Below are 23,940 nucleotides of genomic sequence, written 5' to 3'. Positions count from 1 at the left end.
GTGAAGCGGCTGTTATCGGAGCCCAGGCCTGACTGGAAGCAGAAGATCGAAGAACAGGGCCTGGTCTTCTCCACCACCACCATGCCCGACGGTAAGAAGATCGAATACTGGAACGAGGCGGCCTACTACGAATTCACCATGGACGAGGTGGAGACGCTGGAGGTCACAGCCGAGGACATGCACAGGATGTGCCTGGAGGCGGCCAGGTTCCTGGCCACCGGCGCCCTGGGGAACATCGGCATCGGCCCGCAGGCACTGGAGCTCGCCGCGGAGTCACTGCAGGCCGCTGACATCGATGTCTACGGCCGCTTCGACTTCATCTACGATGGCCAGGGCGGACCGGCCAAGATGCTGGAGTACAACGCCGACACCCCCACCGGCCTGATCGAAGCCGCCGTGGCGCAATGGTTCTGGCTGCAGGACGTATTCCCCGAAAAGGACCAGTGGAACGGCATCCACGAGGCCCTGATCCGGCAATGGAAGAAAATGCAATACCGCACCGGCATGAGCACGCTCCATATCGCCCACTCCGAGGCCGAGGAGTCCGGCGAGGACTGGATGACGGCCGCCTACATGCGCGACGTCGCCAGCCAGGCAGGCTGGACCACCATCGGCATCAACATGTCCGATATCGGCTGGGATCCCAACCTGAACCGCTTTGTGGACCTGGACAACTTCATGATCAGCACCATGTTCAAGCTGTACCCGTGGGAGCTGATGATGAAAGAGCCGTTCGGGCACCGGCTGCTGCAGCGAGCGCACAATCCCCGCTGGGTGGAGCCTGCATGGAAGATGCTGCTCTCCAACAAGGCCTTGCTGGCCGCGCTGTGGCATCTGTACCCGGACCACCCCAACCTGTTGCCCGCCTACCTCAACGAACCCGGACCCCTGAAAGAATGGGTGGCCAAGCCGCTGCACGGGCGCGAAGGCGACAACATCAAAATCCACGCTCCGGGCATCAGCCTGGAGCAGCCCGGCGGGTACGGCCGTGAGGGGTGGTGCTACCAGCAGTTCCACGCGCTGCCCGACTTCGCCGGCAACCACCCCGTCCTTGGCCTCTGGGTGGTGGACGGCGAATCCGTGGGTTGCGGGATCCGCGAATCGGAGGGCCCCATCACCGACTACTTCTGCCGTTTTGTGCCCAACACCATCGACGCCCCGGCGCCACTTTCGGCGGCGGCCCTGTCCAGCACATCCAGCAAATCAAACAAGGCAGGTATCGCCCTATGAGCCCCCTAACCTTCCCGAGCCCGGTGACCGTATGAGTGCGAAGACGACGACGGCGGCCGGCGCTTCCGGCGGACCCTCCGGCGGTGCCGTCCCCGCCAAGGGCCTCCGGGCGGGGATCCTGGACCTCGGCGACTCGGTCATGCTGGGCCTTGCGTCCACGGCGCCCGTGTATTCGCTGGCCGCCACACTGGGCCTGATCGTGGCCGTCAACGGAAACTACACTCCCCTGATCCTGATCCTGGGGTTCATCCCTGTCCTGTTCATCGCCTACGCGTTCCGGGAGCTCAACAGCGCCATGCCGGACTGCGGCACCACATTCACCTGGTCCCGCCGCGCATTCGGCCCCTGGGCCGGCTGGCTGGGCGGCTGGGGACTGGCCTTGGCGGGCATCGTGGTCCTCGCCAACCTTGCCCAGGTGGCCGGGCAATACCTGTGGCTGCTGATCGGGGACGGCTCACTGGCCGAAAACAAGGTGGTGGTCACGGCCACCGGTGTGCTGTTCATCGTGTTTATGACCCTGGTGAACTACCGGGGCATCCGGCTGGGTGAGCACGTCCAGCGGGTCCTGACGTACGTGCAGTACCTCTCGCTGGGCATCTTCGCGCTGGCCATCATTGTGCGGATCGTGGATGGGGTGCCAGGCGGAGCCGCCACCAGCCAGGCCTTCGACTTCGAGTGGTTCAACCCGGCCGGCGCCTTCGCGGACCCGTTCGCCGTAGTGCACGGTACACTCCTTGCCCTGTTCATCTATTGGGGCTGGGACACCTGCCTGGCCGTGAACGAGGAAACCGAAAACCCGACCACCACGCCGGGGCGCGGCGCCGTCATTTCAGCTTTTGTCCTCGTGGCAATCTACGTCTCGGTAGCCCTCCTCGTGATGATGTACGCCACCGTGGGTACCGAGGGCATTGGCCTGGGCAACGAAGCGAACCAGGCCGACGTCTTCCTGGCCATGAAGGACGTGGTCCTGGGTCCGTGGGGCTGGCTGATTGTGGTGGCTGTGCTGGCCTCGGTTCTGTCCTCCACGCAGACCACCATTCTGCCAACGGCCCGCGGCACCCTGTCGATGGGTGTGCACGGCGCGCTGCCGCCGAAGTTCGGCGAAGTCCACACCCGCAACCAGACCCCCGGATTCTCCACCCAGATCATGGGCGCAGCAGCCGTGGTGTATTACGTGGCCATGAGCTTTCTCAGCGAAAACCTGCTCTCCGATTCCATCAGCGCCATCAGCCTGTTCATCGCGTTCTACTATGCACTCACCGGCTTCGCGTGCTTCTGGTATTTCCGCGGCACGTTCCGGGAATCAGCCCGCAACCTCTGGTTCCGGGGCATCCTTCCGCTGCTCGGTGCACTGATCCTCACCGCGGCGTTTTTCATTTCCGCCGTCCAGATGTGGGATCCGGCCTATGGTGACACCCAGATCTTCGGCGTCGGCGGGGCCTTTGTCAGCGGCGTGGTGCTCCTGGTCTTGGGAGTGGTCCTTGCCGTTGTCTGCCGGTTCCTGCCGTCAACGCGGGAGTATTTCACCGGGAAGCCGACGGCCGCGGCTGCCACACCCCCGTCGGCCTAAGATACTCACATGAGCGACGCTGATGTCACTGCCGAAGTACCTGCCGCACCGGACCCGTCGGACATTCTGGCCCTTGACGCGCTGCTGAGCGCGGACGAGCGTGCACTCAGGCAGCGGATCCGCGACTTCACCGACCAGCGGATCAAACCAAACATCGCCCGCTGGTATGACGACGCCGTCTTTCCGCTGGAGCTCGCTCCCGAGCTCGGCGAGCTGGGCGTCCTGGGGATGCACCTGGAAGGGTATGGCTGCCCGGGCCGTTCCGCCGTCGAATACGGCCTGGCCGCGATGGAACTCGAGGCGGGCGATTCCGGGATCCGGACCTTCGTCTCGGTGCAGGGGTCCCTGGCCATGACAGCCATCCACAAATGGGGTTCGGAGGACCAGAAGCAGGAGTGGCTCCCCCGGATGGCTGCCGGCGAAGTGATCGGCTGCTTCGCACTGACCGAACCCACGGCGGGCTCCGACCCGTCCTCGATGACCACTTTTGCCCGCCGGGACGGTACCGGGGACAACGCCGGCTGGGTCCTGGACGGCGCCAAGCGCTGGATCGGGCTGGCGTCCGTGGCCGGGGTGATGGTGGTGTGGGCCAAAACCGACGACGGCGTCCGCGGCTTCCTGGTGCCGGCCGGCACGCCGGGCGTAACCACCACGCCCATCGCGCAGAAACTCTCCATGCGCGCTTCCATCCAGTGCGATGTGGCGTTCGACGGCGTCCGGCTGGGACCGGAGGCCATGCTGCCGGGCGCGCTGGGTCTTCGCGGACCGTTTACGTGCCTGAACGAGGCCCGCTACGGGATCGTCTGGGGTGCCATGGGCGCCGCGCGTGATTCCTACGAGGCCGCCCTGGCGTATGCGCAGGACCGGCTGCAGTTCGGCAAGCCGCTGGCCGGTTACCAGCTGACGCAGGAGAAGCTGGTGAATATGCTGCTGGAGATCCAGAAGGGCACCATGCTGGCTTACTACCTGGGGCGCCTCAAAGACGAAAGGAAGCTACGGCCCGAGCAGATCTCGCTGGGCAAGCTGAACAACGTGCGCGAGGCCATCAAGATCGCCCGGGAAGCCCGCTCCATCCTCGGCGGCAACGGCATCACGCTGGACTATTCGCCGCTGCGGCATGCTGCCAACCTGGAGTCAGTCCGCACGTACGAAGGCACCGACGAGGTCCACATGCTCGTCCTTGGTCAATACATCACGGGCCTCGGCGCGTTCCGGTAACCCCGCCCGCCCCGCGTGGCTAGTCGGGCAGGATGATCAGCTCAAGGTAGCCACGCAGGCACTTTGCCATATCGACGCTGTCGGGCGACAGCAGCCACTGCGTTTGGATGCCGTCCCACAGGGCAATCAAGGATGCCGCGGCGGCTTCCGGTTCGACGCCGTGCCGCAGCCGCCCTTCATCTGCGAGCTGCGTGAACCGACGGGCGTAGCTCCCCCGCAGCCGGTCAAATCGTTCGGTGAAAAATTCGCGCCCCGGATGGCCGTCCGTCACGGATTCCGCGCACAGCACGGTGTACAGCTCAATGACGCCTGGGATTTCTTCGTTGAAGCGCGTCTGGCGGATCACGGCGTCAACGAGCCCTTCCCCGGGATCGGGCGGCGTTATGCCATCGCCGGTATTCGAGTCGCGCCAGTTGAGCACGGCAAGCAGCAGATCGCTTTTCGACGGGAAGTAATGCAGGAGGCTCGTCTGGCTCATTCCGAGGTGGTCTGCAACATCCTGCAAGGAGCCCCCGCGGTACCCGTGGGCCGCAAAGACGGCGTGCGCGGCAACAAGTATGGCTTGCCGGCGTTCCGCCGACTTCGCATATGGTCCCCGCCGGGACGGCCGCCCCGCCTCGTTTGTGGTCATGGCATGCCAGTGTACAGGCGGAAGTAACCGATCGAATCAAAACTCGAGTGGTCACTCGAATTTTGTGTTAGCCTGTCTCGTATCGACTCCCCATGTGCCGGCCATCACAGTCCCCGGCACGCGCTTCCGGCGCGGCGGGCGTACAGAAGGAGCAGTCAAGCAATGTCCCAGTCCACAGCGTCCGGCCGCGCCGCCGATGTTTCCTATATCACTGACCGCGGACCGGGTTCGGGCCGGCGGACGGCCGCCCGCTCCTGGCTGCACACCACTGCCCCCACCCAGTCGCTCAACGGCAATTGGCGCTTCCGGCTCCTGCCTGGTGCACCCGGAACCCCCGGGGGCCGCGGCGCCCTACCCGCAGGCGAGGCTCTCGACGGCGTCGCCGATGAGACCTTCGATGACTCGTCGTGGGACGAGATCGCTGTCCCGGCCCACTGGGTGCTGGAAGGCGACGGTCGCTACGGGCGGCCCATTTACACCAACGTCCAGTTCCCCTTTCCCACCGATGCACCCAACGTCCCCGACGAGAATCCCACCGGCGACTACCGGCGCACCTTCGAACTGCCGGCGGCATGGACCGAAGCCGAGCGGATTTTGCTGCGGTTCGACGGCGTCGAATCGCGGTACAAGGCATGGATCAACGGGATTCAGATCGGCGTCGGCGTCGGGAGCCGGCTGGCTCAGGAATTCGACGTAACCGATGCGGTGCGCCCGGGATCCAACGTGCTTGCCGTGCGGGTGCACCAGTGGTCGGCGTCGAGCTATGTCGAAGACCAGGACCAGTGGTGGCTGCCTGGCATCTTCCGCGACGTGTCGCTCCAGGCACGGCCGGCGGGCGGGATCGACGACGTCTGGCTGCGCACCTCGTTCAGCGGCTCCGGTCATTCCGGCGCCGGCACCATTGACCCTGAAATCATGGCAGACGGCGACGCCTTTCCGGTGACGCTGTCCGTTCCGGAGCTGGGCATCAACGTCACGTGGAACTCTGCTGCGGACGTTGCCCCGGTGGCGATCCACGCCGTCGAACCGTGGTCTGCCGAGATCCCGCGGCTGTACGACGCGACGGTGAGCAGCGCTGCCGAAACGCTCTCCCTACGCCTCGGTTTCCGCACGGTGGAAATCGTGGGGGACCGCTTTCTCGTTAACGGCCGGCGTGTGGTGTTCCACGGCATGAACCGGCATGAGACCCACCCCGACCGGGGCCGCGTCTTCGACGAAGAGTTTGCCCGCGCCGATCTGGCCCTTATGAAGCAGTTCAACGTCAATGCGATCCGCACGAGCCACTATCCCCCGCATCCCAGGTTGCTGGACCTGGCTGATGAAATGGGCTTCTGGGTGGTTCTTGAGTGCGACCTCGAAACGCACGGATTCCATGCCCAGCAGTGGGCCGGAAATCCCAGCGACGATCCCGCCTGGCGCGAAGCCTTCGTGGACCGAATCGAGCGCACCATCGAGCGCGACAAGAACCACCCCTCCATCGTTATGTGGTCACTCGGCAACGAGGCAGGCACGGGCGCGAACCTCGCCGCAATGGCCGCGTGGGCCCACGCCCGCGACACCGGACGCCCCGTGCACTATGAGGGCGATTACAGCGGTGCCTACACGGACGTCTATTCGCGGATGTACTCCTCCGTGCCCGAGACCGAGGCGATCGGACGGGACGACTCCGGCTCCCTGCTGCTCGGCTGTTCCGCCGCCGAATCGGCACGGCAACGGACCAAACCCTTCATCCTGTGCGAGTACGTTCACGCGATGGGCAACGGCCCCGGCGCCATCGACCAATATGAGGACCTCGTTGACCGCTACCCACGGCTGCACGGTGGATTCGTCTGGGAATGGCGGGACCACGGCATCCGCACACGCACGGAAAACGGAACCGAGTTCTTCGCCTATGGCGGCGATTTCAACGAAGTCATCCACGACGGCAACTTCGTGATGGACGGAATGGTCCTCTCCGATTCGACACCGAGCCCGGGACTTTTCGAATACAAGCAGATCGTGGCGCCGATCCGATTGGGGTTCGGCACCGAGGTGCCCGTTGGAACAGCGTCCGACGGCGGTGCACGGCGATTCTGCACGGTCGCCAACCTGCGGCACTCGGCGGACTCGTCCGACGTCGTGTTCCAGTGGCGGACGGAGGTTGACGGGGTCCGCAGCGACTCGGGCGATCTGGCAGTGGCTGGAACGGCGGGCAAGGCCCTTGCGGCCGGCGAATCAGTGACCCTCGCGCTACCGGAGTTCGCCGTCCCAGGCAACGGCGAGCACTGGCTCACCGTCGAAGCCGTTCTCCGCAAGGACACCGAGTGGGCTCCGGCCGGGCACGTGATTTCAGCGGCCCAGCTGGATCTCTCGGCGCCTGGGCCGTCAGTTCAGGCCCCGCGCCCCCTGGCTTCCGCCGACCGGGCTGGCGCCTCGGGGGCCGGAAGGTTAACCCTCGGGCCCGCCTCGTTCGAGGAGGGACGCCTTTTGTCGCTGGGCGGCCTGACGGTAGCCGGTCCCCGCTTGGAGCTCTGGCGCGCACCAACGGACAACGACGGCGGAGCCGGCGGCGGCAGTTACGACCTCAGCGACCCGTGGCTGAACAACGGAAACGGTGTGCCGGCTCCGACGTCGGCCTCGGTGTGGCGGACAGCAGGTTTGGACCGCATGACTGCCCGGGTAGAAAAAGTCGCGGCGAACGACGAATCCGTAGTGGTCCGGACGCGGTACGCGGCCGCGGACAGCGCCGACTCCGTAACGGTCGAAGAGCAGTGGCAGCTCGCGGATGGGGAGCTGTGGCTGCGCCTGGACATCGTTCCCAGTGCCGGCTGGAACATGATCTGGCCGCGCATCGGGGTCAGATTCGATTTGCCCGGCTCCGTGGACGGCGCCTCCTGGTTCGGCGCCGGACCGCGGGAATCGTATCCGGACAGCATGCACGCGGCACTGATCGGGCTGTATTCGGCAGCAATCGACGACCTCACCGTGCCGTACGCGAAGCCGCAGGAGAGCGGGCACCGCAGTGCTGTGCGTTCACTGGAGCTGAACAACGCGGGCGCGCCCTGGCTGAAGATCGAGACAGTGCCGGATGCCCGCGGGCGCCGACCCGGCTTCACCCTGGCCCGTCACACCGCACAGGAGGTCAGCGCCGCCGCCCATCCCCACGAGTTGCCCCGGAGTGAGCACAGCTACCTTTACCTGGACGCTGCCCAGCACGGTTTGGGTTCACGGGCCTGCGGCCCGGACGTCTGGCCGGACTTCGCGCTTCGTCCGGAGGCCCGCACGCTGACGCTGCGCATCGGGACGGCCGGGTAGCGGTCAAGCCGCCACGGCCACCGTCTCCTTTTGGCCTGCGTCCTTGCGGATGGTCGCGCTGATCACGGCGGCGATGGTGCACATGGCCGCCGCGCCGAACCAGGCGTAGGTGTACTGGCCGGTGGCGTCCCGGATGGCACCGGCGCCGAGGGCAGCAGCGGCCGCGCCCAGCTGGTGGGCCGCGAACACCCAGCCGAACACCACGCTGCCGTCTGCGCCGAATGTCTTCCGGCAGATTGCCGCGGTGGGCGGCACAGTCGCCACCCAGTCCAGGCCGTAGATCACCACAAAAACAATCATGCTCGGCTGGATGGTGGCGCTCAGGAGCAGCGGCAGCACCAGCAGGCCGAGCCCCCGGAACTGGTAATACACGGCCAGCAGGATCTTGGGGTTGTACCGGTCGGTCAGCCAGCCCGAGGCGATGGTGCCCACGATGTCAAAGATCCCGACGACGGCGAGCAGCCCGGCCGCAGTGGTTTCGGGCATGCCGTGGTCGTGGGCGGAGGGGATGAAGTGCGTGCCGATCAGCCCGTTCGTGGTGGCGCCGCAGATCGCGAATCCCGCCACCAACGCCCAGAACGTCCGCACCTTGCTTGCCCGCTTGAGCACCTGGAGGGCGCGCACCGCGGCGTTGCTGCTGCGCCCGCTGTCCACGGCGTCTGCTTCCGCAGCCGGGGACGCAGCCGTTCCCTCCTCAGGTGCCGTTTCACCGTAAGGCAAGGCGCCGACGTCGGCCGGTGAGTTCTTGAGGAACTTCAGCACCAGCGGCACCACCGCCAGCGCGCCGGCGGCGATCAGGAGCGATGCCTGCCGCCAGCCCGGGTCCTGGGCCAGCATGGCGATGAACGGCAGGAAGACCAGCTGGCCGGCGGCGCTGCCGGCGGTGAGGATGCCGATCACCAGGCCCCGGCTCTTGGAGAACCAGGTGTTGGCGATGGTGGCGGCGAAGACGAGCGCCATGGACCCTGTGCCGAGTCCAATCAAAAGGCCCCAGGTCAGGAGGATCTGCCAGGACTGGTTGACCAGCACCGTGAGCGCGCTGCCCGCGCCGATCAGCACCAAGGCGGTGGCGGTGACGGCCCTGATTCCAAACCTTTCCATCAGGGCCGCGGCGAAGGGGGCGGTCAGGCCAAACAGCACCAGGTTGATGCTGACGGCTGCGGACAGGACGGTGGTGGACCAGCCGAACTCCTGCTGCAGCGGCACCATCAGGACGCCCGGGGCAGCACGGAATCCGGCGGCTCCCACGAGGGCCAGGAAGGCGACTGCCGCGACGATCCAGGCGGGGTGCAGGCGCCGACGCCGGGTTGTTTCCGTGGCGCTCACGCGGCGGTGGACAGTTGCACCGGCGCGTCCGTCCGGGTGAGGCTGTGCCAGCTGGTGTTCGCGGCCGTCAGCCGTTCCCCGCAGCCGGTGCAGGTGTCCGCGGAACTGGTCCGCTGGCCGCAGCCGGAATGGATCACGTACATGTGGGCCTGGTCCGAGGGGGCCGGCAGGTGCTTTTCCGCCCACAAAACCACGGCGTTCAGGACCGGGAGGGTGTCCTCACCCTTCGGGGTCAGGACGTACTCCTGGCGGGCGCGGCCCCCGTCGTCGTACGCCTTCTTCTCAAGCAGCCCCGACTCCACCAGACCCGCCAGGCGCCTGGTGAGCACCGAGTCCGCGACGGCGAGCCGGGACCTCATGGCGTCGAAGCGCCCGTTGCCGAAAAAGACCTCGCGGAGCACAAGCAGGCTCCAGGGGTCACCCAAAATGTCGAGACCTCGTGCCATGCTGCAGTTGCGCTGGGACCAGTCGGAGCGGAGTACCATAAAGGCACCCTAGCTAACTTTCTTGAAGAAAGCCAGGGTGCCCTTTGGCTTGTACCCGTGGTTGGAAAGGTGCTACTTGAGGAAGGTGAAGGCCCGCTCCAGGTCGGCGATGAGGTCTTCCACGTCCTCGATGCCGCACGAGAGACGGATCAGGTTGACCGGAACGGCCAGTTCCGTGCCCTTGACCGATGCGTGGGTCATCTCCGAGGGGTAGTTCATCAGTGATTCGATGCCGCCCAGGGACTCCGCCAGCGTGAACACCTGCGTGTTTTCCGCGACCGTGCGGGCCGCCGCCTCGCCGCCCTTGAACTGGACGGACACCATGCCGCCGAACTTCTTCATCTGCTTCTTCGCCAGCTCGTGGCCGGGGTGGGAGGGCAGGCCCGGATACAGGACGGCCTCCACCTCGGGGCGCTGCAGCAGCCATTCGGCCACGGTCTGGCCGTTGTCGCTGTGCCGGTCCATGCGCACGCCGAGCGTCTTCAGGCCACGGGTGGTGAGGAACGCGTCCATCGGGCCGGACACCGCACCCACGGCGAACTGGACAAAGCCGATCTTCTCCGCCAGCTCCGCGTCGTTGACCACAATGGCGCCGCCCACCACATCGGAGTGCCCGCCGATGTACTTGGTGGTGGAGTGGACCACAACGTCGGCACCCAGGGCGAGCGGGGTCTGAAGGTACGGCGACGCGAACGTATTGTCCACCACGAGGAGTGCACCGGCGTCGTGCGCTATCGCCGCGAGCGCCGCAATATCGGTGATCTTCATCAGCGGGTTGGAGGGGGTCTCCACCCAGACGAAGCGGGTCTTGTTCGCGGCCACGGCTTTGCGCACCGCGTCCAGGTCCGCCATGTCCACGGGCGTGTTGCCGATCCCCCAGTCCCCGAGCACGCGGTTGATAAGCCGGTACGTGCCGCCGTAGGCGTCGTTGCCGAGCACAATGTGGTCCCCGGGCCGGGTCAGCGCCCGGATCAGGGAGTCCTCCGCCGCGAGGCCGGAGCTGAAGGAGTAGGCGTGTGTTCCGCCTTCGAGGGCCGCGAGCTGCTCCTGCAGGGCGTCGCGGGTGGGGTTGGTGCCGCGGCCGTATTCGTAACCGTCGCGGAGACCGCCGATGCCGTCCTGGGCGTAGGTGGAGCTGAAGTGCACCGGCGGAACCACGGCGCCGGTTCGGGGCTCGAAGGCTTGGCCGGCGTGGACGGCGCGCGTGTTGAAACCCTGGTTTTCAGAAACAGACATGGAGTTCCTTTAGCTAGTTGCTGAGGTAGGCGAGGAGGTCGTGGCGGGTGAGGATTCCCACAGGGGCACCGACGAACGTCACCATCACGGTGTCCACGTCGGAGAGCAGCTCGCGGGCTGCGGAGATGGTTTCCAGTGAGCCGATGACCGGCAGGCGGGGCCCCATGTGCTCGGAGATCTTGTCCGTCAGCTTGGCTTCGCCGCGGAACAGCTTGGAGGTCAGGCTGCGCTCATCCACGGCGCCGAGGACCTCGCCCATGACCACCGGCGGTTCCTGCGAGAGGACCGGGATGTGGCTGACGCCGAACTCGTTCATGATGTTGATGACATCACGGACGGTCTCGTTGGGGTGGATGTGGACCAGGTCCGGCAGCTCGCCGTTCTTGGTCTTGATGACCTCGCCCACGGAGGCTTCTTCGCCGCCGGAGAGGAAGCCGTAGGAACGCATCCACTGGTCGTTGAAGATCTTGGCCAGGTAGCCGCGGCCGGAGTCCGGGAGGATGACCACCACCACGGCGCTTTCGGGGAGGTCGCGGGCGGTCTCCAGTGCTGCCACCACGGCCATGCCGGACGAGCCGCCCACCAGCAGCCCTTCCTCGCGGGCCAGCCGCCGGGTCATGGCGAACGAATCGGCGTCGGTGACGGCGATGACGTCATCCGGAACGGATTTGTCGTAGTTGGCCGGCCACATGTCCTCGCCCACACCCTCGACGAAGTACGGGCGCCCGGTGCCGCCGGAGTAGACCGAACCTGCGGGGTCCGCCCCGATGATCCTGACCCGGCCGCCGTCGGCCTCCGGACGGTCCGCCGAGATCTCCTTGAGGAAACGGCCGGTGCCTGTGATGGTGCCGCCGGTGCCGGCGCCGATCACGCAGTGCGTCACCGTGCCGTCCGTGTCCTGCCAGATCTCCGGCCCGGTGGACTCGTAGTGGCTGCCGGGGGCGGCAGGGTTGGAGAACTGGTCAGGCTTGTAGGCGCCCGGAATTTCCGTGACCAGGCGGTCCGAGACACTGTAGTAGCTCTGCGGGCTGTCCGGGGCCACGGACGTAGGTGTGACCACTACCTCGGCGCCATACGCCTGAAGCACGGCGCGCTTGTCCTCGCCCACCTTGTCCGGCACCACGAAGATGCATTTGTAGCCCTTTTGCTGGGCAACGAGCGCCAGACCAACACCGGTGTTTCCCGACGTCGGCTCAACGATGGTCCCGCCAGGCAGGAGCTTGCCGGTCCGTTCGGCCTCTTCGATCATTTTCACCGCGATGCGGTCCTTGATGGAGCCGCCAGGATTGATGTATTCCAGCTTGACCAGGACAGTGGCTTTGAGGCCTTCCGTCACGTGGTTGAGCTTGATGAGCGGCGTGTTTCCGATGAGGTCCAGGACGGACTGCGCGTACTTCATAGGTACAAAGTTACCGCCTGCCGCCGCAGGTCCTGCCCGGGGCTCAGCTCCCTGCCGAGGAATCTGTCTGCCAGAGGCCCATGATGTTGCCTTCGGTGTCCTTGAAATAGGCGTAATAGCCCATGCCGGGAACGGCGTCCTTGGCCTGCGCCACGGAGCCGCCGGCGGATTCGACCTGTGCCAGGGCTCCGTCCACGTCCTCCACATCGATGGTGATGATGGGGGTTTTGAGGTTGTCCGTGCGTGGGAACAGGGCGCCGTTGATCGCTCCGGGCGTGCTCGGCATGCCTGTCTGTTCGTCCGACGGCGTAGTGATGGCGCTGGTGTAGTCCATTCCCTGCATGGGGACCAGGGTCCAGCCGAACGCGCTCTGGTAGAAGGTGTTGGCGCGTTCTTTGTCACCGGTGGGGATCTCGAAATGCACAACTCCAGCCACTGCATGCTCCTTTGAATGCGAGGGGAAAAGCGCGGACGCCCCGCGCCACATGTTGGAGTCTAGTCCTGGCACTTTCGGACTGTAAGAGCCTCCGGAAGCTGAGTTGTCAGCCCACCGTGGGACCATGAATACATGACCATCCTTGACGCTCCGGCCCGGCTTGCAGCCGCCGCGGATGCGTCCCTGTGCTGGCATCCGGACGGCCCGTACAGCCTGCACCAAACGCTGGGCACGCTCCTGCGCGGTACCGGAGATCCGTCGTTTTCGTTCGGGACTGACGGGTTATGGACAGCGTTCACGACGCCGGACGGCCCGGTCACACTGCGCCTCACCGCTGCGGCGGCTGGGGCTGTTGATGCCCAGGCCTGGGGTCCCGGTTCCGCCGCCGGGCTCGCCGGGGTGCCCCGGCTCCTGGGCGCCGTGGACGACTGGTCGGCGTTTGACGAGCCGGCTTTCCAGGCCACGCTCCCCCGGCTGGTCCGTGACGCCCGACGCCGGAACCTGGCTGTCCGGCTGCCCTCCACCGGACGGGTGGTTGATTGCCTCGTGCCCACCATCCTCGAGCAGAAGGTCACCGTCATTGAGGCCCGCCGCGGCTACCGGTACCTGATGTACCGGTTCGGCTCACGCGCTCCAGCAGCCGGAAGTGCAGCGCCCGAAGGGCTCCGCGTCCAGCCCACCCCTGAGCAGTGGCTGCGCATCCCTTCCTGGGAGTGGCACCAGGCAGGAGTGGGACCCCAGCGTTCGGCGACCGTCATGCGGGCCCTGCGATCCGCCGTCGCGCTTGAACGGCTGGCGGCTCTGCCGTCCGCGGAGGCGGCAGCAAAGCTGCAGGTGATTCCCGGTGTCGGGGTGTGGACCGCGGCCGAAGTGGTGCAGCGCACGCACGGATGCCCGGACTCCATCGCGGTGGGCGACTACCACCTCGCGGCCTACGTGGGCGCCGCCCTCACCGGCCGCCGGACGGACGACGCCGGCATGCTGGCCTTGCTTGAGCCGTGGACCGGGCACCGGCAGCGGGTGGTCCGGATGATCGGCCTGAGCGGCTTCCGCAAACCGACGTTCGGGCCGCGGATGACCATCCAGGACCACCGCCGGCACTGACGGGTTCCGCAGGGCCAGCGCTCAGGGCCGCAAGTGTCCGTTCACGTGGGACTTACGTCGTCCGTTTTCGTGGCTTTCTTACCGTGGACTCGGGCGCGGATGGGTATAGCGTGGCGCCATGGAGCCCCCACCAGAGCCCCGGAATTCCGAATTCTCTGGAGTCACCCATGATCCACACTGACAAGCTGACCAAAACTTTCGTCGTCAAGAGGGAAACGCTAGAAGCCGTCAAGGGGGTCGACATCGATGTTGCCCCGGGCGAGCTTGTGGCATTCCTTGGGCCGAACGGCGCGGGCAAATCCACCAACCCTCCGCATGCTCACCACGCTGCTCCGGCCCACTTCCGGCACGGCAACCGTCGCAGGCGTGGACGTTTCGGCAGACCCGGCCGGAGTGCGGGCGCGGATCGGCTACATCGGCCAGGGCAACGGCGGCGGGCACAGCTTCCGGGTCATCGACGAACTCGTGATGCAGGGCCGCTTCTATGGCATGAACTCCACGGATGCTGCCGCCCGGGCGCAGGAACTGCTGAAATCCCTGGACCTGGCTGACCTCGCCAAACGCACCGTCGTCAAGCTGTCCGGCGGGCAGCGGCGGCGGATGGACGTGGCCCTGGGCCTGATGCACTCGCCGCGGCTGCTGTTCCTGGATGAACCGTCCACCGGCATGGACCCGCAGAACCGGGCCAACCTGTGGGAGCACATCATGCGGATGCGCGCGGAGCACGGCACCACCATCGTCCTGACCACGCATTACATGGACGAGGCCGATTCGATGTCCGAGCGCGTGATTGTGATTGACCACGGCCAGATCATCGCCGATGACACTGCGGCCCGGCTGAAGGCCAACCTGGCCGGTGACCTGCTCGCCGTCGAGGTTGCGGCGGATTCGGCCGCAGGCGTGCGCGGGCTGCTGGGGCGGGCCGCCGCGGGCGTGCGCGGGCTGCTGGGGCGGGCCGCCCCAGGCGGTGAAGTCAACGAAAACGCGTACGACGGCGTGGTCCGCTTCCGCCTTAGGCTCACCGAAGGCGCACGGCTGGCGCCGGCGCTACTGCAACAGATGGAAGACGCCGGCGCTCCCGCCCAGTCCCTGAAGCTGAAACCGCCCACCCTGGACGACGTGTTCCTGGAACTGACCGGCCGCAACCTGCGGGAAGGAGCAAACCGCTACTGACCGCGCAACGCCCCTTCGAGGAGGCGCAAAAGCCCAGCCTCGGCCAGGTTCTCCGAGACACCAAATACGTGTTCTGGCGCGAGATGCTGCTGCCGCTGCGGGACCCGTTTTTGTTCGGCACGTCCATGACCGGCTCCAACCTGCAGTACGAGCTGATGACCGGTTCGTATGAGCGGATCCTCGCCACGCCGTTGTCCCGTTCGTCGCCGATGATCGGACGGGCGTTGAAGGAGTGGGCGCCTCTGGTGGTGCAGGGACTGCTGATCGCTTTGGTCTGCATCCCGTTCGGCTTTGTGTTCTATCCGCTGCACGTGCTGTTCGGCTTGGTCATCCTGGGGATTTTCGGGATCGGGCTCGGCGCGCTCTCCTACGCGCTGGCCCTGGTATCGCAGAACAAGGAGTGGATCTTCTGGGGCGTGCAGCAGACGCTGCTCTTCCCGCTGATGATACTGTCCGGCATCATGCTGCCCATCGAGGCCGGCCCGGACTGGATGAAGTCCGCCAGCCTGCTCAACCCCCTGACGTACCTGGTCAACGCCGAGCGGGAACTGTTCGCCGGCGGCGTCGGGACCGACACGCTCCTGGGCCTTCTCGCCGCATCGGTGACGGCCGCCGTCGGCCTCGTTGTGGGCGTCCGGGCCATTAACCGCAACATCAATTAGGGCCCTTGCGGGCGGCGTAAACTGCAGCTTCAGCACGGTTGCGAAGGCCGAGCTTCTCCAGCACGCTGCTTACGTGGTGGGCCACCGTCTTGTGGCTGATGAACAGCTGCACCGCAATTTCAGGATTTGAATAGCCCTCCACCAGCAGCCCCAGGATTTCATGCTCTCGCCGGGTGAGAATGCCTGCCTCGCGGGGAACGGACCGGCCCCCGGCGCCCCACGATCGCAACAGTGCCGCTGCCGTATCGGCATCATGGGACGCCCCCAGCTTGTCCAGCGCTGACAGTGCAGCGCGGGCTTCGGAGATGGCGAGCGTGGGCTGGCCTTGGGCTAAAAGACGCGCAAGTTCCAGTCGCGTGCGCGCGGCTTCCAGCGGAAGTTCCAAGTGGCCGAACCATTTGAGGGCGTCTTCAAAGTAACCCGTGGCAGGCTCCAGCCGGCCCTCGGCGGCTGCAACCCGGCCTCTGGCCAGGGCGGCATGCGCGGACACCAAGCGTATTCCTCCGGCGCTGGCGTCAAGGTCGCCAAGGTGCTCGGCGACCACTGCAGCAGCGGCAGGATTGCCTGCTGCCAACTGTGCCTCCACCAGCAGGCTGCGTGCGCCCGCTGTCTCCAGGGAGGTCCGGTGCCCGCCGGCGTGCAGTGGAGGAACGACGTCGCCGGTACCCCCAATTTCCGAACGAAGCCAGCGCTCTGCCAGGGCCACGGCCGCAGCCGGTTCGTTGCTTCCGAGGGCCAGTCCTGCCGCCACCAGGCTGGTCTCGACCGGAGCGCCGATCCTCTCAATCAAGGCCTTGGCCTCGTCGAAGTGTCCTTGGCGCACACGGAGCTCGGCGAGGCTCGCGACGGCCCTGTGGTACATGCGGGGGAAGACGTCCTTTGTACTCGCTGCCGCATGCCGCAGCTCGTCCTCGGCTTCGGCCCAATGACCCGTCAGCAGGAGCACCCGCCCGTGGACCATGCGGCACTGAGCGTAAAGGTAGGGACAGCCGTAGGCCCTCATGTAGTCATCTGCCGCCAGCGACCACTGGGTAGCCCGCCCGAGGTCGCTGAGCAGGTCGCAGACCGTCAGCATCGAGCAACTCGCCATGACCACTGTGTAGAACGTCGTTCCATCGCCACCCAGGGCGCTGGCCATGGCCTCGTCCACGCAGCGAAGCCCGGCCTGGACCTCCCCACCCTTGACCAGGACGACCCCGCGCTCCGCAAGCGCACAGACTGCCAGGTCGGGGTCGCCCAATTCATGCGACATGGCCAGCGCGCGCTCGATCAGATCGCGACAGTGATGGGCATCCGTAGCCAGCAGCGCCGCACAGTAATCAACCCAGGCCCGGGACAGTCCGTCGCCGGGCCCGGCCATGCTCTCCGCCCGGGCAAGCCAGCCCCGCGCCGCAGCCTCGTTGCCGAGGGACATCCCGTAGACAAGGCACAGCCATACAGCGGAATCGATGGCTTCCGGAACATTGCCGGCACGGCGGCTGGCAGCGTAGGCGCGCTCCCGGCAGCGGACGCTTTCACCAAGGTCGCCGATAAAAAAGAGGGCGTCGCCCAAGCCTGCGAGCGCGCCCGCCGATCCGGTGCCCGAGAGGACCTCCTCAAACGCGGCGCGCGCATCCACCCACCGCCCCGCTTCCAGTGCCGCGTAGCCTCTTGCTGTCACTTCCTCCAGCGCCACGATTCAATTAGAGCACTTGACACTGCCGTTCCCTAGGGACGGAACTACGGGCGCGGGCCGCCCCGGATCCGCCTGGTGGGCTCCGCCGGCATTGGCCACAAAATGGGTCATTTGACCCATCCGCCCGGCCTTGGAGCCGGGCAGTCTGAAGTTGTCCCGAATAACGGACAACAGGACCAATAAAGGAGCAAACGATGAGTGCAGACGCAATTGCCAAGTCAGTAGACGCCATGAACTCTCATGATGCGAAGGCCTTCGCCGCAACCTATGCCGCGGACGCGGTGGTCCACGACCCGCTCTACCCGCAGCCGTTGAAGGGGCGGGACGCCGTTGAGCAGGACATGGTGGAACTCCTGCGGGCCTTCCCGGACGTCAGTCTCACCGTGGGGCCCCTGTTCCAGGACGGCGAGACGTTCGCAGCCGAGTACACCCTGCGCGGGACGCATCAGGGACCCTTGGCATCGCCCGGCGGCGAGATTGCCGCCACCGGAAAATCCTTCATCAATAACGCGGCTGTCTTCTCGAAGTTCAATGCTGAAGGGGAAGTCACGGAGGAACGCCGCTACTACGATGTAGCCGGCATCATGGCGCAGCTTGGGGTGACCCCGACAACCTGAGCCCATAACCTCGCCTCGAAGAGACTGCTGGCCCGTCAGAGGCCCAGGCGGGCCACGGCTTCCTCGCGCATCTCGACTTTGCGGATCTTCCCCGAAACAGTCATCGGAAAGCTCTCGCGGACATCCACGTAGCGAGGGATTTTGAAGTGCGCCAGCTTGCCGCGGCAGAATTCGGCGACGGCTTCCACGTCCAGCGGTTCCGTTCCCGGAGCGAGGATGATGCAGGCCATCAGTTCCTCGCCGTACTCGGCATCTGGCACTCCGATCACCTGCACATCCTGGATGGACGGGTGGCTGTACAGGAACTCCTCTATCTCACGCGGGTAGATGTTCTCGCCGCCGCGGATCACCATGTCCTTGATCCGGCCCTCGATGACCACGTAGCCGCCGTCGTCCATCCGGGCGAGGTCGCCGGTGTGCATCCAGCCGTCGGCATCGATGGCTTCCGCGGTCTTGTCCGGCTGGTCCCAGTACCCCTGCATCACCGCGTAACCCCGGGTGCACAGCTCTCCGATCCGGCCCCGCTCCAGCACCTCGCCGGTGCCCGGGTCCACGATCTGGCTTTCCAGCCTCGGCATGGTGCGGCCCACGGTCTCGGTGCGCTGTTGAGGGGTGTCACCGTTCCGGGTCATGGTGGACACCGGGGAGGTCTCGGTCATGCCGTAGCAAATGGCCACATCCACCATGTGCATCTCCGAGATCACCCGGTTCATCACGTCAATGGGGCACACCGATCCTGCCATGACGCCGGTCCGGAGCGTGGCCAGGTCGTAGGAGGCAAAGTCCGGCAGCGCCAGCTCGGCGATGAACATGGTGGGCACGCCGTACAGCGATGTCCCGCCGAAGTCCTGGACCGCTTCCAGCGCGGCCGCCGGCGTGAAGCCGCGGCCGGGGATGATGGTGGCCGCACCGTGGCTGAGGGCGGCAAGGTTGCCGATCACCATTCCGAAGCAGTGGTAGAACGGCACCGGGATCACCACCCGGTCGTGCTCGGTGTAGCCCAGCAGTTCACCGATGGAGTAGCCGTTGTTCAGGATGTTGTGGTGCGTCAGCGTTGCGCCTTTGGGGAAGCCCGTGGTCCCGGAGGTGTACTGCAGGTTGATGGGATCGTGCGGGCCCAGCTCCGCCATGCGGGCCTTCAAGCCGGAATGGCCGACGGCGTCTGCCCGCTTCAGCAGCTCGGCGTACGTCAGCTCGCCTTCGCTTTGGGGGTCCCCGGCGTCGAGCCCGTCCACGCCGTAGTCCGGCAGGAACACCAGTTCCCGCAGGTCCGGGCAGCCGGCGAGCGCCTGTCGCGCCATCCCCACGTAGTCGCTGTTCCGGTCCGTCGGTGCCGTGACCAGCATGCGCATGCCGTTCTGCTGCACCACAAACTCCAGCTCGTGGCTCCGGTAGGCCGGGTTCACATTGACCAGGATGGCGCCGGCCTTGGCCGTGGCGTACTGCAGCAGCGTCCACTCGGCGCAGTTCGGGCTCCAGATGCCCACCCGGTCCCCCTTGGCCACGCCCGAGGCGAGGAGTGCCCTCGCGAGGCGATCGACGTCGTCGTTCATTTTGGTGTAGCTCCAGCGGCGGGCGTCGGCGCCCGGCACCGGTGCGGCTTCGATCAGCGCGTCGTGGAAGGGGAACCGGGCCATCACCCGCTCGAAGTTCTGGCCGATGGTTTCCTCGAGGAGCGGGACGTCAGTGTCCCCGGCTGTGTAAGCGCGCATGCTGGCACGCTACCGCCTGGCCCCCGGCAATGAAAGCGCAAGAGAAGCGCAACAGCAGGGTGTCCGTGCGTAAACAGGGCGGGCCTGCATGCCGAGTCCCGGTATTGTGAAATCCATGAGTGCACCCATCGACCTGCAGGCAACGTTCATCCCCAACGACGGCGAGTTCTTCCGTGTGAAGCTCGCCCTGGAAATCGCCATCGACGAGGTGGTCAACGAAGCCGGCTGCATCCGCTACGAGCTGACCGAAGCCACCGAAGAGAAGCTGGTCCTGACGGAACAGTGGGAATCCGAGGAACTGCTTGCAAAGCACTCCAAGGGCACCGCCGTCCAGGACCTGAACGAATCCCTGAGCGCGCTGCTGGCCGAGCCCGTGCAGCTGGAACGCCTTTAACAAACAAACGCGGGGTCACTCCGCGCCCATCTAACCAAGATTTATGGGCGCGAAGTGACCCCGCGTTGCAGTTAAAGGGCGCTTAGATATCCGGGATCTGTGTGCCGTCCTGGGGGCCGGACGTCCTTCCGGCGGTGGCCGGGTTGCTTTCCGCGGCTGCTGCGGCTTCCGCCTGCGAGCGCGCCACATGGGCGTGGACCTCGTCCATGTCCAGGGCCTTGACGGCGTCAACAACCTGCTCCAGCTGCTGGGCGTTCAGGGCACCCGGCTGGGAGAAGACCAGGACCTTTTCGCGGAACGCCATCAGCGTGGGGATGGACGTGATGCCGGCCTCGGCGGCGAGCTGCTGCTGGGCCTCAGTGTCCACCTTCGTGAACAGGACGTCGGAGTGCTTCTCCGAAGCAGCGCTGTACGTGGGCCCGAACTGCTTGCAGGGACCGCACCATTCAGCCCAGAAGTCCACCAGGACAATATCGTTGCCTTCGATGGTCGATGCGAACTGTTCACCTGTGATATCTACGGTAGCCATGCCTTCAACGGTACGCGAGGGGCAGGCCGATGTCCCGGCTGGGCGTCCCCTGTTCGCTCCCCGCGTCATCGGGAATAGCCGGCGGGGGCCGTATACACCGGGCATTGCGAGGCTTACCCTTGGGGTCATCAGCCGCTGACTGCCGCATCCAGGAGGGTTCATGGCCCAGGCTATCTCCACCCAGTCCCTGACCAAGAAATTCGGCCGGCGCGAGGTGCTCCACGGGGTGGATTTTGCGGTCGAGTCAGGCTCCGTGTTCGGCGTGATCGGCCCCAACGGCGCCGGCAAGACCACCACCATGCGCTGCCTGCTTGACATCATCCGCCCCACCTCCGGGCAGGTCCGGGTCCTGGGCAAGGACCCCCGGGCGGGAGGTCCGGAGCTCCGCCGGCGGATCGGCTACCTTCCGGGCGAGCTGTTCCTCGAGGGCCGCGTCACGGGCCGGACACTCCTGGCCCATTACCAGGCCATCAGCGGTCCGGTGCCCCCGGGCAGGATCGATGGCCTGGCCGAAAGGCTGGGGCTCGACCTGGACCGCCACACGCGCAAGCTGTCCAAGGGCAACAAACAGAAGCTGGGCCTGGTCCAGGCGTTTATGCACGATCCCGAGCTTCTGGTCCTCGATGAGCCCACCAGCGGCCTGGATCCGCTGGTCCAACAGGAATTCCATGCCATGGTCCGCGAGGCGCAGCACAACGGCCAGACCATCTTCCTCAGCTCCCACGTTCTCAACGAGGTCCAGCAGACCGCAGACACGGTGGCCATCCTGCGGGACGGCCGGATCATCGCCGTCGAGTCCGTGAGCGGGCTTCGGGAAGGTGCGGTACGACGGGTCCGGTTCGCCGCGAACGGAATAACAGCGCACGACGCCGGCGCGCTGCTGGCTGGGGTACCCGGCGTCGGGCACGTTGAGGTGCTGGCGACCGACGGCAGCATCACCCTTTCGGCGACCGTGGAGGGGGCCATCCAGCCGCTGGTCAGGGCCCTGGGAACGCTGGATCTGACGGATCTGGTGCTGGCGGAACCGGATCTTGAGGAGTCAGTGCTCAAGATGTATTCAAGTCCTGCAGACGCGAACCCCGCGGACACCGAACAGCCGGAGGCCGTGCGATGAGCACCACGCTGCCGCTGTTCCGCCGGGCCTTCTTGGATTCCTGGCGCTCCACCACGGCATGGGCCGCCGGCCTGGCAGGCGCCACTTTCCTCTACCTGCCGCTGTACCCGTCCATCGGCGGGAGTACAGAGATGCAGGGCATGATCGATTCCCTCCCGGCAGAGATGACCAAGGCGCTGAACTACGACCAGATCGCCACCGGTCCCGGGTACACGCAGGCCACGCTGTTCGGCCTGATCGGCTTCCTGCTGATGACCATCGCTTCTGTCGGTTGGGGTGCCGCCGCAGTGGGCGGCGACGAGGAGTCGGGGCAGCTGGAGCTGACCCTCGCCCACGGGGTGACCCGCGTCCAGGTGGTCCTGGAGCGAGCGCTGTCCCTGTTCCTGCGCTTGGTGCTGCTCGCGGCCCTGGTCTTTGTGCTGGTCAGGCTGCTTAACGATTCCGCCCAGCTGGCCATCAGGCCCGAGAACCTCTTCGGCGCAGCCGTGCTGTTTGCCGGGCTGGCACTGCTGAGCGGAACAGCCGCGCTATGCGCCGGCGCTATGTCCGGAAGACGAACGTTCGGACTGGCCGCGGGCGCCGCCGTCGGCGTCCTTGGATACACCTTCAACGCCGTCGGCCGGCAGAGCGAGGACGTTGAGTGGCTGCTGAATCTGAGCCCATACCACTGGGCTTACGGTAATTCACCGGTGGTCAACGGTGCGGACTGGGCTGCGGCCGGGTGGCTCTGGGGACTTTCAGCAGCTCTGGTGGCCGTGGCCGCGTTCGCTGTGAACAGGCGCGACGTCGGCACTTAGCCTTCCGGGTGACCGGCGGTCAGGGTTGGCGGCGGTCAGGCCTTGGTTCACAGATAAGGAGGTCAGGCGCGGGCGTCCCAATGGTGCGGCGCCGGCGTCCGGCTGCCGGGCAGTGCGTTGGCCTCGCGCCATTCGTGGATCCATTCGGGCAGCACCATGTCCGCCGGGGGCTGCCCGAACTCGCGCAGGATCTCCTCCTGGCTCACGGGCCTGCCCTTGCTGACCAGACGGGTGGCGATGTAGGCACGCGCGTAAATCTCGCCGTCGGATACCATGCGCTGCTCAAAGTAGATGGCCTTGGCATCCAGGCCGATGATCTTTGATTCGATGGTGTACCGCTGCCACAGCTGCAGCGACTTCCGGAAGGCGATGGTCTCCCCCGCCGCCACCGGGGTCCAGCTGCGCCGGCGCATCGTCTTCCACACGCCGCTGCGGACCATCAGGTCGAACCGGCCCAGGTCCATGAGGGAAAAGTACATGCCGTTGTTAACGTGCATGGCGATGTCGATGTCGGTGGGCAGGACGCGCAGCGGCAGGGACGATGTGTCCCAGATGGTCAGCGCAGAACGGCGGGCGGCGGTGAACAGCATCAGGAGCGTTCGCAAAAGCAGGTGCATGCCTCTATGTTACCCGGCAGTAACTTACTGACAAGTTAAAAGAAGTAGGGCAGCCACGTAGTATATGGCCAGAGAGCGACGCCGCTGGTTCCTGTGGAACCTGCACGAACTCCTGATCGTGGCCCTTCCATTCTCACGGCCGCTGCGCCTGCTCCGGCTGGTCAGACTGCTTTCGGTCCTACACAGGACCATCGGCGAAACCCTGAGGGGCCGGGTGGTCACGTACGTGGCCGGTTCGGCGGCGCTCCTGGTATTCGTTGGCGCGCTGGCGGTGCTGGACATTGAACAGTCTGCCCCGGATGCCAAGATCCTGACCTTCGGAGACGCCCTGTGGTGGGCCATCACCACCATCACCACCGTGGGTTACGGCGATATGTACCCTGTGACGCCGATCGGCAGGATGGTTGCCGCGGCCCTCATGATGAGTGGCATCGCCGTGCTGGGTGTGGTCACGGCATCCATCGCTTCCTGGTTGGTCCAGCGCGTCGAGGAGTCCACTGAAGCTGCCGCGGAGTCCATAGAGGAACCCTTGCGGGCAGAACTGGCCGGCCTGGTCACGGAGATCGCTGCGCTGCGGCGCGAGGTGGCCGAGCTCAAGGACCGCCCAACGTTGTAGAAATGTCCAGCTGGCCGGGCAGCCGGACACCGGGTAGCCGCCGCCAGGACTGCGAGTAGGCGCCGCCTCCGGGCCACGTACCCGGCGCAAAAATTCAGGTATCGC

The 23,940-nt window shown here is 66.1% G+C and carries 20 protein-coding genes and 2 pseudogenes; 12 read left to right on the top strand and 10 right to left on the bottom strand.

The window, feature by feature from the left end:
* Genes DAD99_RS13405 through DAD99_RS13395 form a run of 3 tightly spaced genes read left to right on the top strand, consistent with a single transcriptional unit; the run spans position 1 to position 4,018 of the window.
* On the top strand, positions 1-1,230 hold the full coding sequence (locus DAD99_RS13405; RefSeq protein WP_193341951.1) for a glutathionylspermidine synthase family protein: 1,230 nt from the start codon (positions 1-3) through the stop codon (positions 1,228-1,230).
* A gap of 31 nt (positions 1,231-1,261) precedes the next feature.
* Positions 1,262-2,800 carry an APC family permease gene (locus DAD99_RS13400; protein ID WP_193341950.1) on the top strand — a complete coding sequence of 513 codons (1,539 nt, stop codon included), beginning with the start codon at positions 1,262-1,264 and terminating at the stop codon, positions 2,798-2,800.
* Positions 2,801-2,809: 9 nt separating this feature from the next.
* On the top strand, positions 2,810-4,018 hold the full coding sequence (locus DAD99_RS13395) for an acyl-CoA dehydrogenase family protein (protein WP_193341949.1): 1,209 nt from the start codon (positions 2,810-2,812) through the stop codon (positions 4,016-4,018).
* Between the two features lie 19 nt (positions 4,019-4,037).
* Here the strand turns inward: DAD99_RS13395 and DAD99_RS13390 are convergent, their stop codons facing one another.
* Positions 4,038-4,649 (bottom strand): TetR/AcrR family transcriptional regulator, encoded by a 612-nt coding sequence (locus DAD99_RS13390; RefSeq protein ID WP_193341948.1) that lies wholly within the window; start codon positions 4,647-4,649, stop codon positions 4,038-4,040.
* Positions 4,650-4,811: 162 nt separating this feature from the next.
* On the opposite strand from DAD99_RS13390, the gene DAD99_RS13385 reads away from it, so the two are divergent.
* Positions 4,812-7,943 carry a glycoside hydrolase family 2 TIM barrel-domain containing protein gene (locus DAD99_RS13385; RefSeq protein ID WP_193341947.1) on the top strand — a complete coding sequence of 1,044 codons (3,132 nt, stop codon included), beginning with the start codon at positions 4,812-4,814 and terminating at the stop codon, positions 7,941-7,943.
* Between the two features lie 3 nt (positions 7,944-7,946).
* Here DAD99_RS13385 and DAD99_RS13380 read toward each other — a convergent pair whose 3' ends face one another.
* The 5 genes from DAD99_RS13380 to DAD99_RS13360 form a co-directional block, all read right to left on the bottom strand.
* Positions 7,947-9,269, bottom strand: a complete 1,323-nt coding sequence (locus DAD99_RS13380) for an MFS transporter (RefSeq protein ID WP_193341946.1) — start codon at positions 9,267-9,269, stop codon at positions 7,947-7,949.
* Complete coding sequence (locus DAD99_RS13375; RefSeq protein ID WP_193341945.1) at positions 9,266-9,754, bottom strand: helix-turn-helix domain-containing protein; 489 nt, start codon at positions 9,752-9,754, stop codon at positions 9,266-9,268. The genes DAD99_RS13380 and DAD99_RS13375 overlap by 4 nt, the downstream gene beginning before the upstream one ends.
* A 72-nt stretch (positions 9,755-9,826) precedes the next feature.
* Positions 9,827-10,990: a cystathionine gamma-synthase gene (locus DAD99_RS13370; protein ID WP_193341944.1), complete on the bottom strand. Its 1,164-nt coding sequence runs from the start codon at positions 10,988-10,990 to the stop codon at positions 9,827-9,829.
* A gap of 13 nt (positions 10,991-11,003) precedes the next feature.
* Positions 11,004-12,389, bottom strand: coding sequence for a cystathionine beta-synthase (locus DAD99_RS13365; RefSeq protein ID WP_185261293.1), 1,386 nt, complete (start codon positions 12,387-12,389; stop codon positions 11,004-11,006).
* Between the two features lie 43 nt (positions 12,390-12,432).
* Positions 12,433-12,825: a VOC family protein gene (locus tag DAD99_RS13360; protein ID WP_193341943.1), complete on the bottom strand. Its 393-nt coding sequence runs from the start codon at positions 12,823-12,825 to the stop codon at positions 12,433-12,435.
* Positions 12,826-12,957: 132 nt separating this feature from the next.
* Between DAD99_RS13360 and DAD99_RS13355 the strand changes: the two genes are divergently transcribed.
* The 3 genes and pseudogenes from DAD99_RS13355 (at position 12,958) to DAD99_RS13345 (ending at position 15,764) form a co-directional block, all read left to right on the top strand.
* Positions 12,958-13,929 (top strand): DNA-3-methyladenine glycosylase, encoded by a 972-nt coding sequence (locus DAD99_RS13355; RefSeq protein WP_193341942.1) that lies wholly within the window; start codon positions 12,958-12,960, stop codon positions 13,927-13,929.
* Between the two features lie 167 nt (positions 13,930-14,096).
* A pseudogene (locus tag DAD99_RS13350) lies at positions 14,097-15,102 on the top strand (ATP-binding cassette domain-containing protein).
* 68 nt (positions 15,103-15,170) lie between these two features.
* A complete protein-coding gene (locus DAD99_RS13345; protein WP_309233273.1) occupies positions 15,171-15,764 on the top strand; it encodes an ABC transporter permease in 594 nt (197 codons plus the stop codon).
* On the opposite strand, the gene DAD99_RS13340 is transcribed toward DAD99_RS13345, so the two are convergent.
* Positions 15,757-17,439 (bottom strand): helix-turn-helix transcriptional regulator, encoded by a 1,683-nt coding sequence (locus DAD99_RS13340; protein WP_193341941.1) that lies wholly within the window; start codon positions 17,437-17,439, stop codon positions 15,757-15,759. The two genes, DAD99_RS13345 and DAD99_RS13340, sit on opposite strands and share 8 nt — an antisense overlap.
* Before the next feature lie 194 nt (positions 17,440-17,633).
* Here DAD99_RS13340 and DAD99_RS13335 point away from each other — a divergent pair, with 194 nt between their 5' ends.
* Positions 17,634-18,056, top strand: coding sequence for an ester cyclase (locus DAD99_RS13335; protein ID WP_193341940.1), 423 nt, complete (start codon positions 17,634-17,636; stop codon positions 18,054-18,056).
* A 35-nt stretch (positions 18,057-18,091) separates the two neighbouring features.
* Here the strand turns inward: DAD99_RS13335 and DAD99_RS13330 are convergent, their stop codons facing one another.
* A complete protein-coding gene (locus DAD99_RS13330) occupies positions 18,092-19,768 on the bottom strand; it encodes an AMP-binding protein (protein WP_193341939.1) in 1,677 nt (558 codons plus the stop codon).
* Between the two features lie 115 nt (positions 19,769-19,883).
* Here DAD99_RS13330 and DAD99_RS13325 point away from each other — a divergent pair, with 115 nt between their 5' ends.
* Positions 19,884-20,162: a putative quinol monooxygenase gene (locus tag DAD99_RS13325; protein WP_193341938.1), complete on the top strand. Its 279-nt coding sequence runs from the start codon at positions 19,884-19,886 to the stop codon at positions 20,160-20,162.
* Between the two features lie 82 nt (positions 20,163-20,244).
* Here DAD99_RS13325 and DAD99_RS13320 read toward each other — a convergent pair whose 3' ends face one another.
* Positions 20,245-20,691: a co-chaperone YbbN gene (locus DAD99_RS13320; protein WP_185261299.1), complete on the bottom strand. Its 447-nt coding sequence runs from the start codon at positions 20,689-20,691 to the stop codon at positions 20,245-20,247.
* Between the two features lie 160 nt (positions 20,692-20,851).
* Between DAD99_RS13320 and DAD99_RS13315 the strand changes: the two genes are divergently transcribed.
* Both DAD99_RS13315 and DAD99_RS13310 read left to right on the top strand, forming a co-directional pair.
* Positions 20,852-21,805: an ABC transporter ATP-binding protein gene (locus tag DAD99_RS13315; protein WP_193341937.1), complete on the top strand. Its 954-nt coding sequence runs from the start codon at positions 20,852-20,854 to the stop codon at positions 21,803-21,805.
* On the top strand, positions 21,802-22,602 hold the full coding sequence (locus DAD99_RS13310; protein WP_185261301.1) for an ABC transporter permease subunit: 801 nt from the start codon (positions 21,802-21,804) through the stop codon (positions 22,600-22,602). The genes DAD99_RS13315 and DAD99_RS13310 overlap by 4 nt, the downstream gene beginning before the upstream one ends.
* Before the next feature lie 62 nt (positions 22,603-22,664).
* On the opposite strand, the gene DAD99_RS13305 is transcribed toward DAD99_RS13310, so the two are convergent.
* The gene (locus DAD99_RS13305) at positions 22,665-23,219 is read right to left on the bottom strand and encodes a thioesterase family protein (RefSeq protein ID WP_193341936.1); all 555 of its coding nucleotides are present in this window, start codon (positions 23,217-23,219) and stop codon (positions 22,665-22,667) included.
* Positions 23,220-23,292: 73 nt separating this feature from the next.
* Here DAD99_RS13305 and DAD99_RS13300 point away from each other — a divergent pair.
* Positions 23,293-23,835, top strand: a pseudogene (locus DAD99_RS13300) (potassium channel family protein); the annotation flags it as partial.
* Positions 23,836-23,940 lie beyond the last annotated feature (105 nt).

The organism is Pseudarthrobacter sp. AB1, from assembly GCF_014926485.1.
Lineage (GTDB): Bacteria > Actinomycetota > Actinomycetes > Actinomycetales > Micrococcaceae > Arthrobacter.
This window is presented reverse-complemented; position numbering and strand designations above follow the sequence as displayed.

Coding starts and splice junctions, on each gene's coding strand:
- DAD99_RS13365 (WP_185261293.1), bottom strand. CDS start 12,389: ATGAAGTACGCGCAGTCCGTCCTGGACCTCATCGGAAACACGCCGCTC.
- DAD99_RS13335 (WP_193341940.1), top strand. CDS start 17,634: ATGAGTGCAGACGCAATTGCCAAGTCAGTAGACGCCATGAACTCTCAT.
- DAD99_RS13310 (WP_185261301.1), top strand. CDS start 21,802: ATGAGCACCACGCTGCCGCTGTTCCGCCGGGCCTTCTTGGATTCCTGG.
- DAD99_RS13375 (WP_193341945.1), bottom strand. CDS start 9,754: ATGGTACTCCGCTCCGACTGGTCCCAGCGCAACTGCAGCATGGCACGA.
- DAD99_RS13390 (WP_193341948.1), bottom strand. CDS start 4,649: ATGACCACAAACGAGGCGGGGCGGCCGTCCCGGCGGGGACCATATGCG.
- DAD99_RS13315 (WP_193341937.1), top strand. CDS start 20,852: ATGGCCCAGGCTATCTCCACCCAGTCCCTGACCAAGAAATTCGGCCGG.
- DAD99_RS13330 (WP_193341939.1), bottom strand. CDS start 19,768: ATGCGCGCTTACACAGCCGGGGACACTGACGTCCCGCTCCTCGAGGAA.
- DAD99_RS13355 (WP_193341942.1), top strand. CDS start 12,958: ATGACCATCCTTGACGCTCCGGCCCGGCTTGCAGCCGCCGCGGATGCG.
- DAD99_RS13400 (WP_193341950.1), top strand. CDS start 1,262: ATGAGTGCGAAGACGACGACGGCGGCCGGCGCTTCCGGCGGACCCTCC.
- DAD99_RS13305 (WP_193341936.1), bottom strand. CDS start 23,219: ATGCACCTGCTTTTGCGAACGCTCCTGATGCTGTTCACCGCCGCCCGC.
- DAD99_RS13320 (WP_185261299.1), bottom strand. CDS start 20,691: ATGGCTACCGTAGATATCACAGGTGAACAGTTCGCATCGACCATCGAA.
- DAD99_RS13325 (WP_193341938.1), top strand. CDS start 19,884: ATGAGTGCACCCATCGACCTGCAGGCAACGTTCATCCCCAACGACGGC.
- DAD99_RS13370 (WP_193341944.1), bottom strand. CDS start 10,990: ATGTCTGTTTCTGAAAACCAGGGTTTCAACACGCGCGCCGTCCACGCC.
- DAD99_RS13385 (WP_193341947.1), top strand. CDS start 4,812: ATGTCCCAGTCCACAGCGTCCGGCCGCGCCGCCGATGTTTCCTATATC.
- DAD99_RS13395 (WP_193341949.1), top strand. CDS start 2,810: ATGAGCGACGCTGATGTCACTGCCGAAGTACCTGCCGCACCGGACCCG.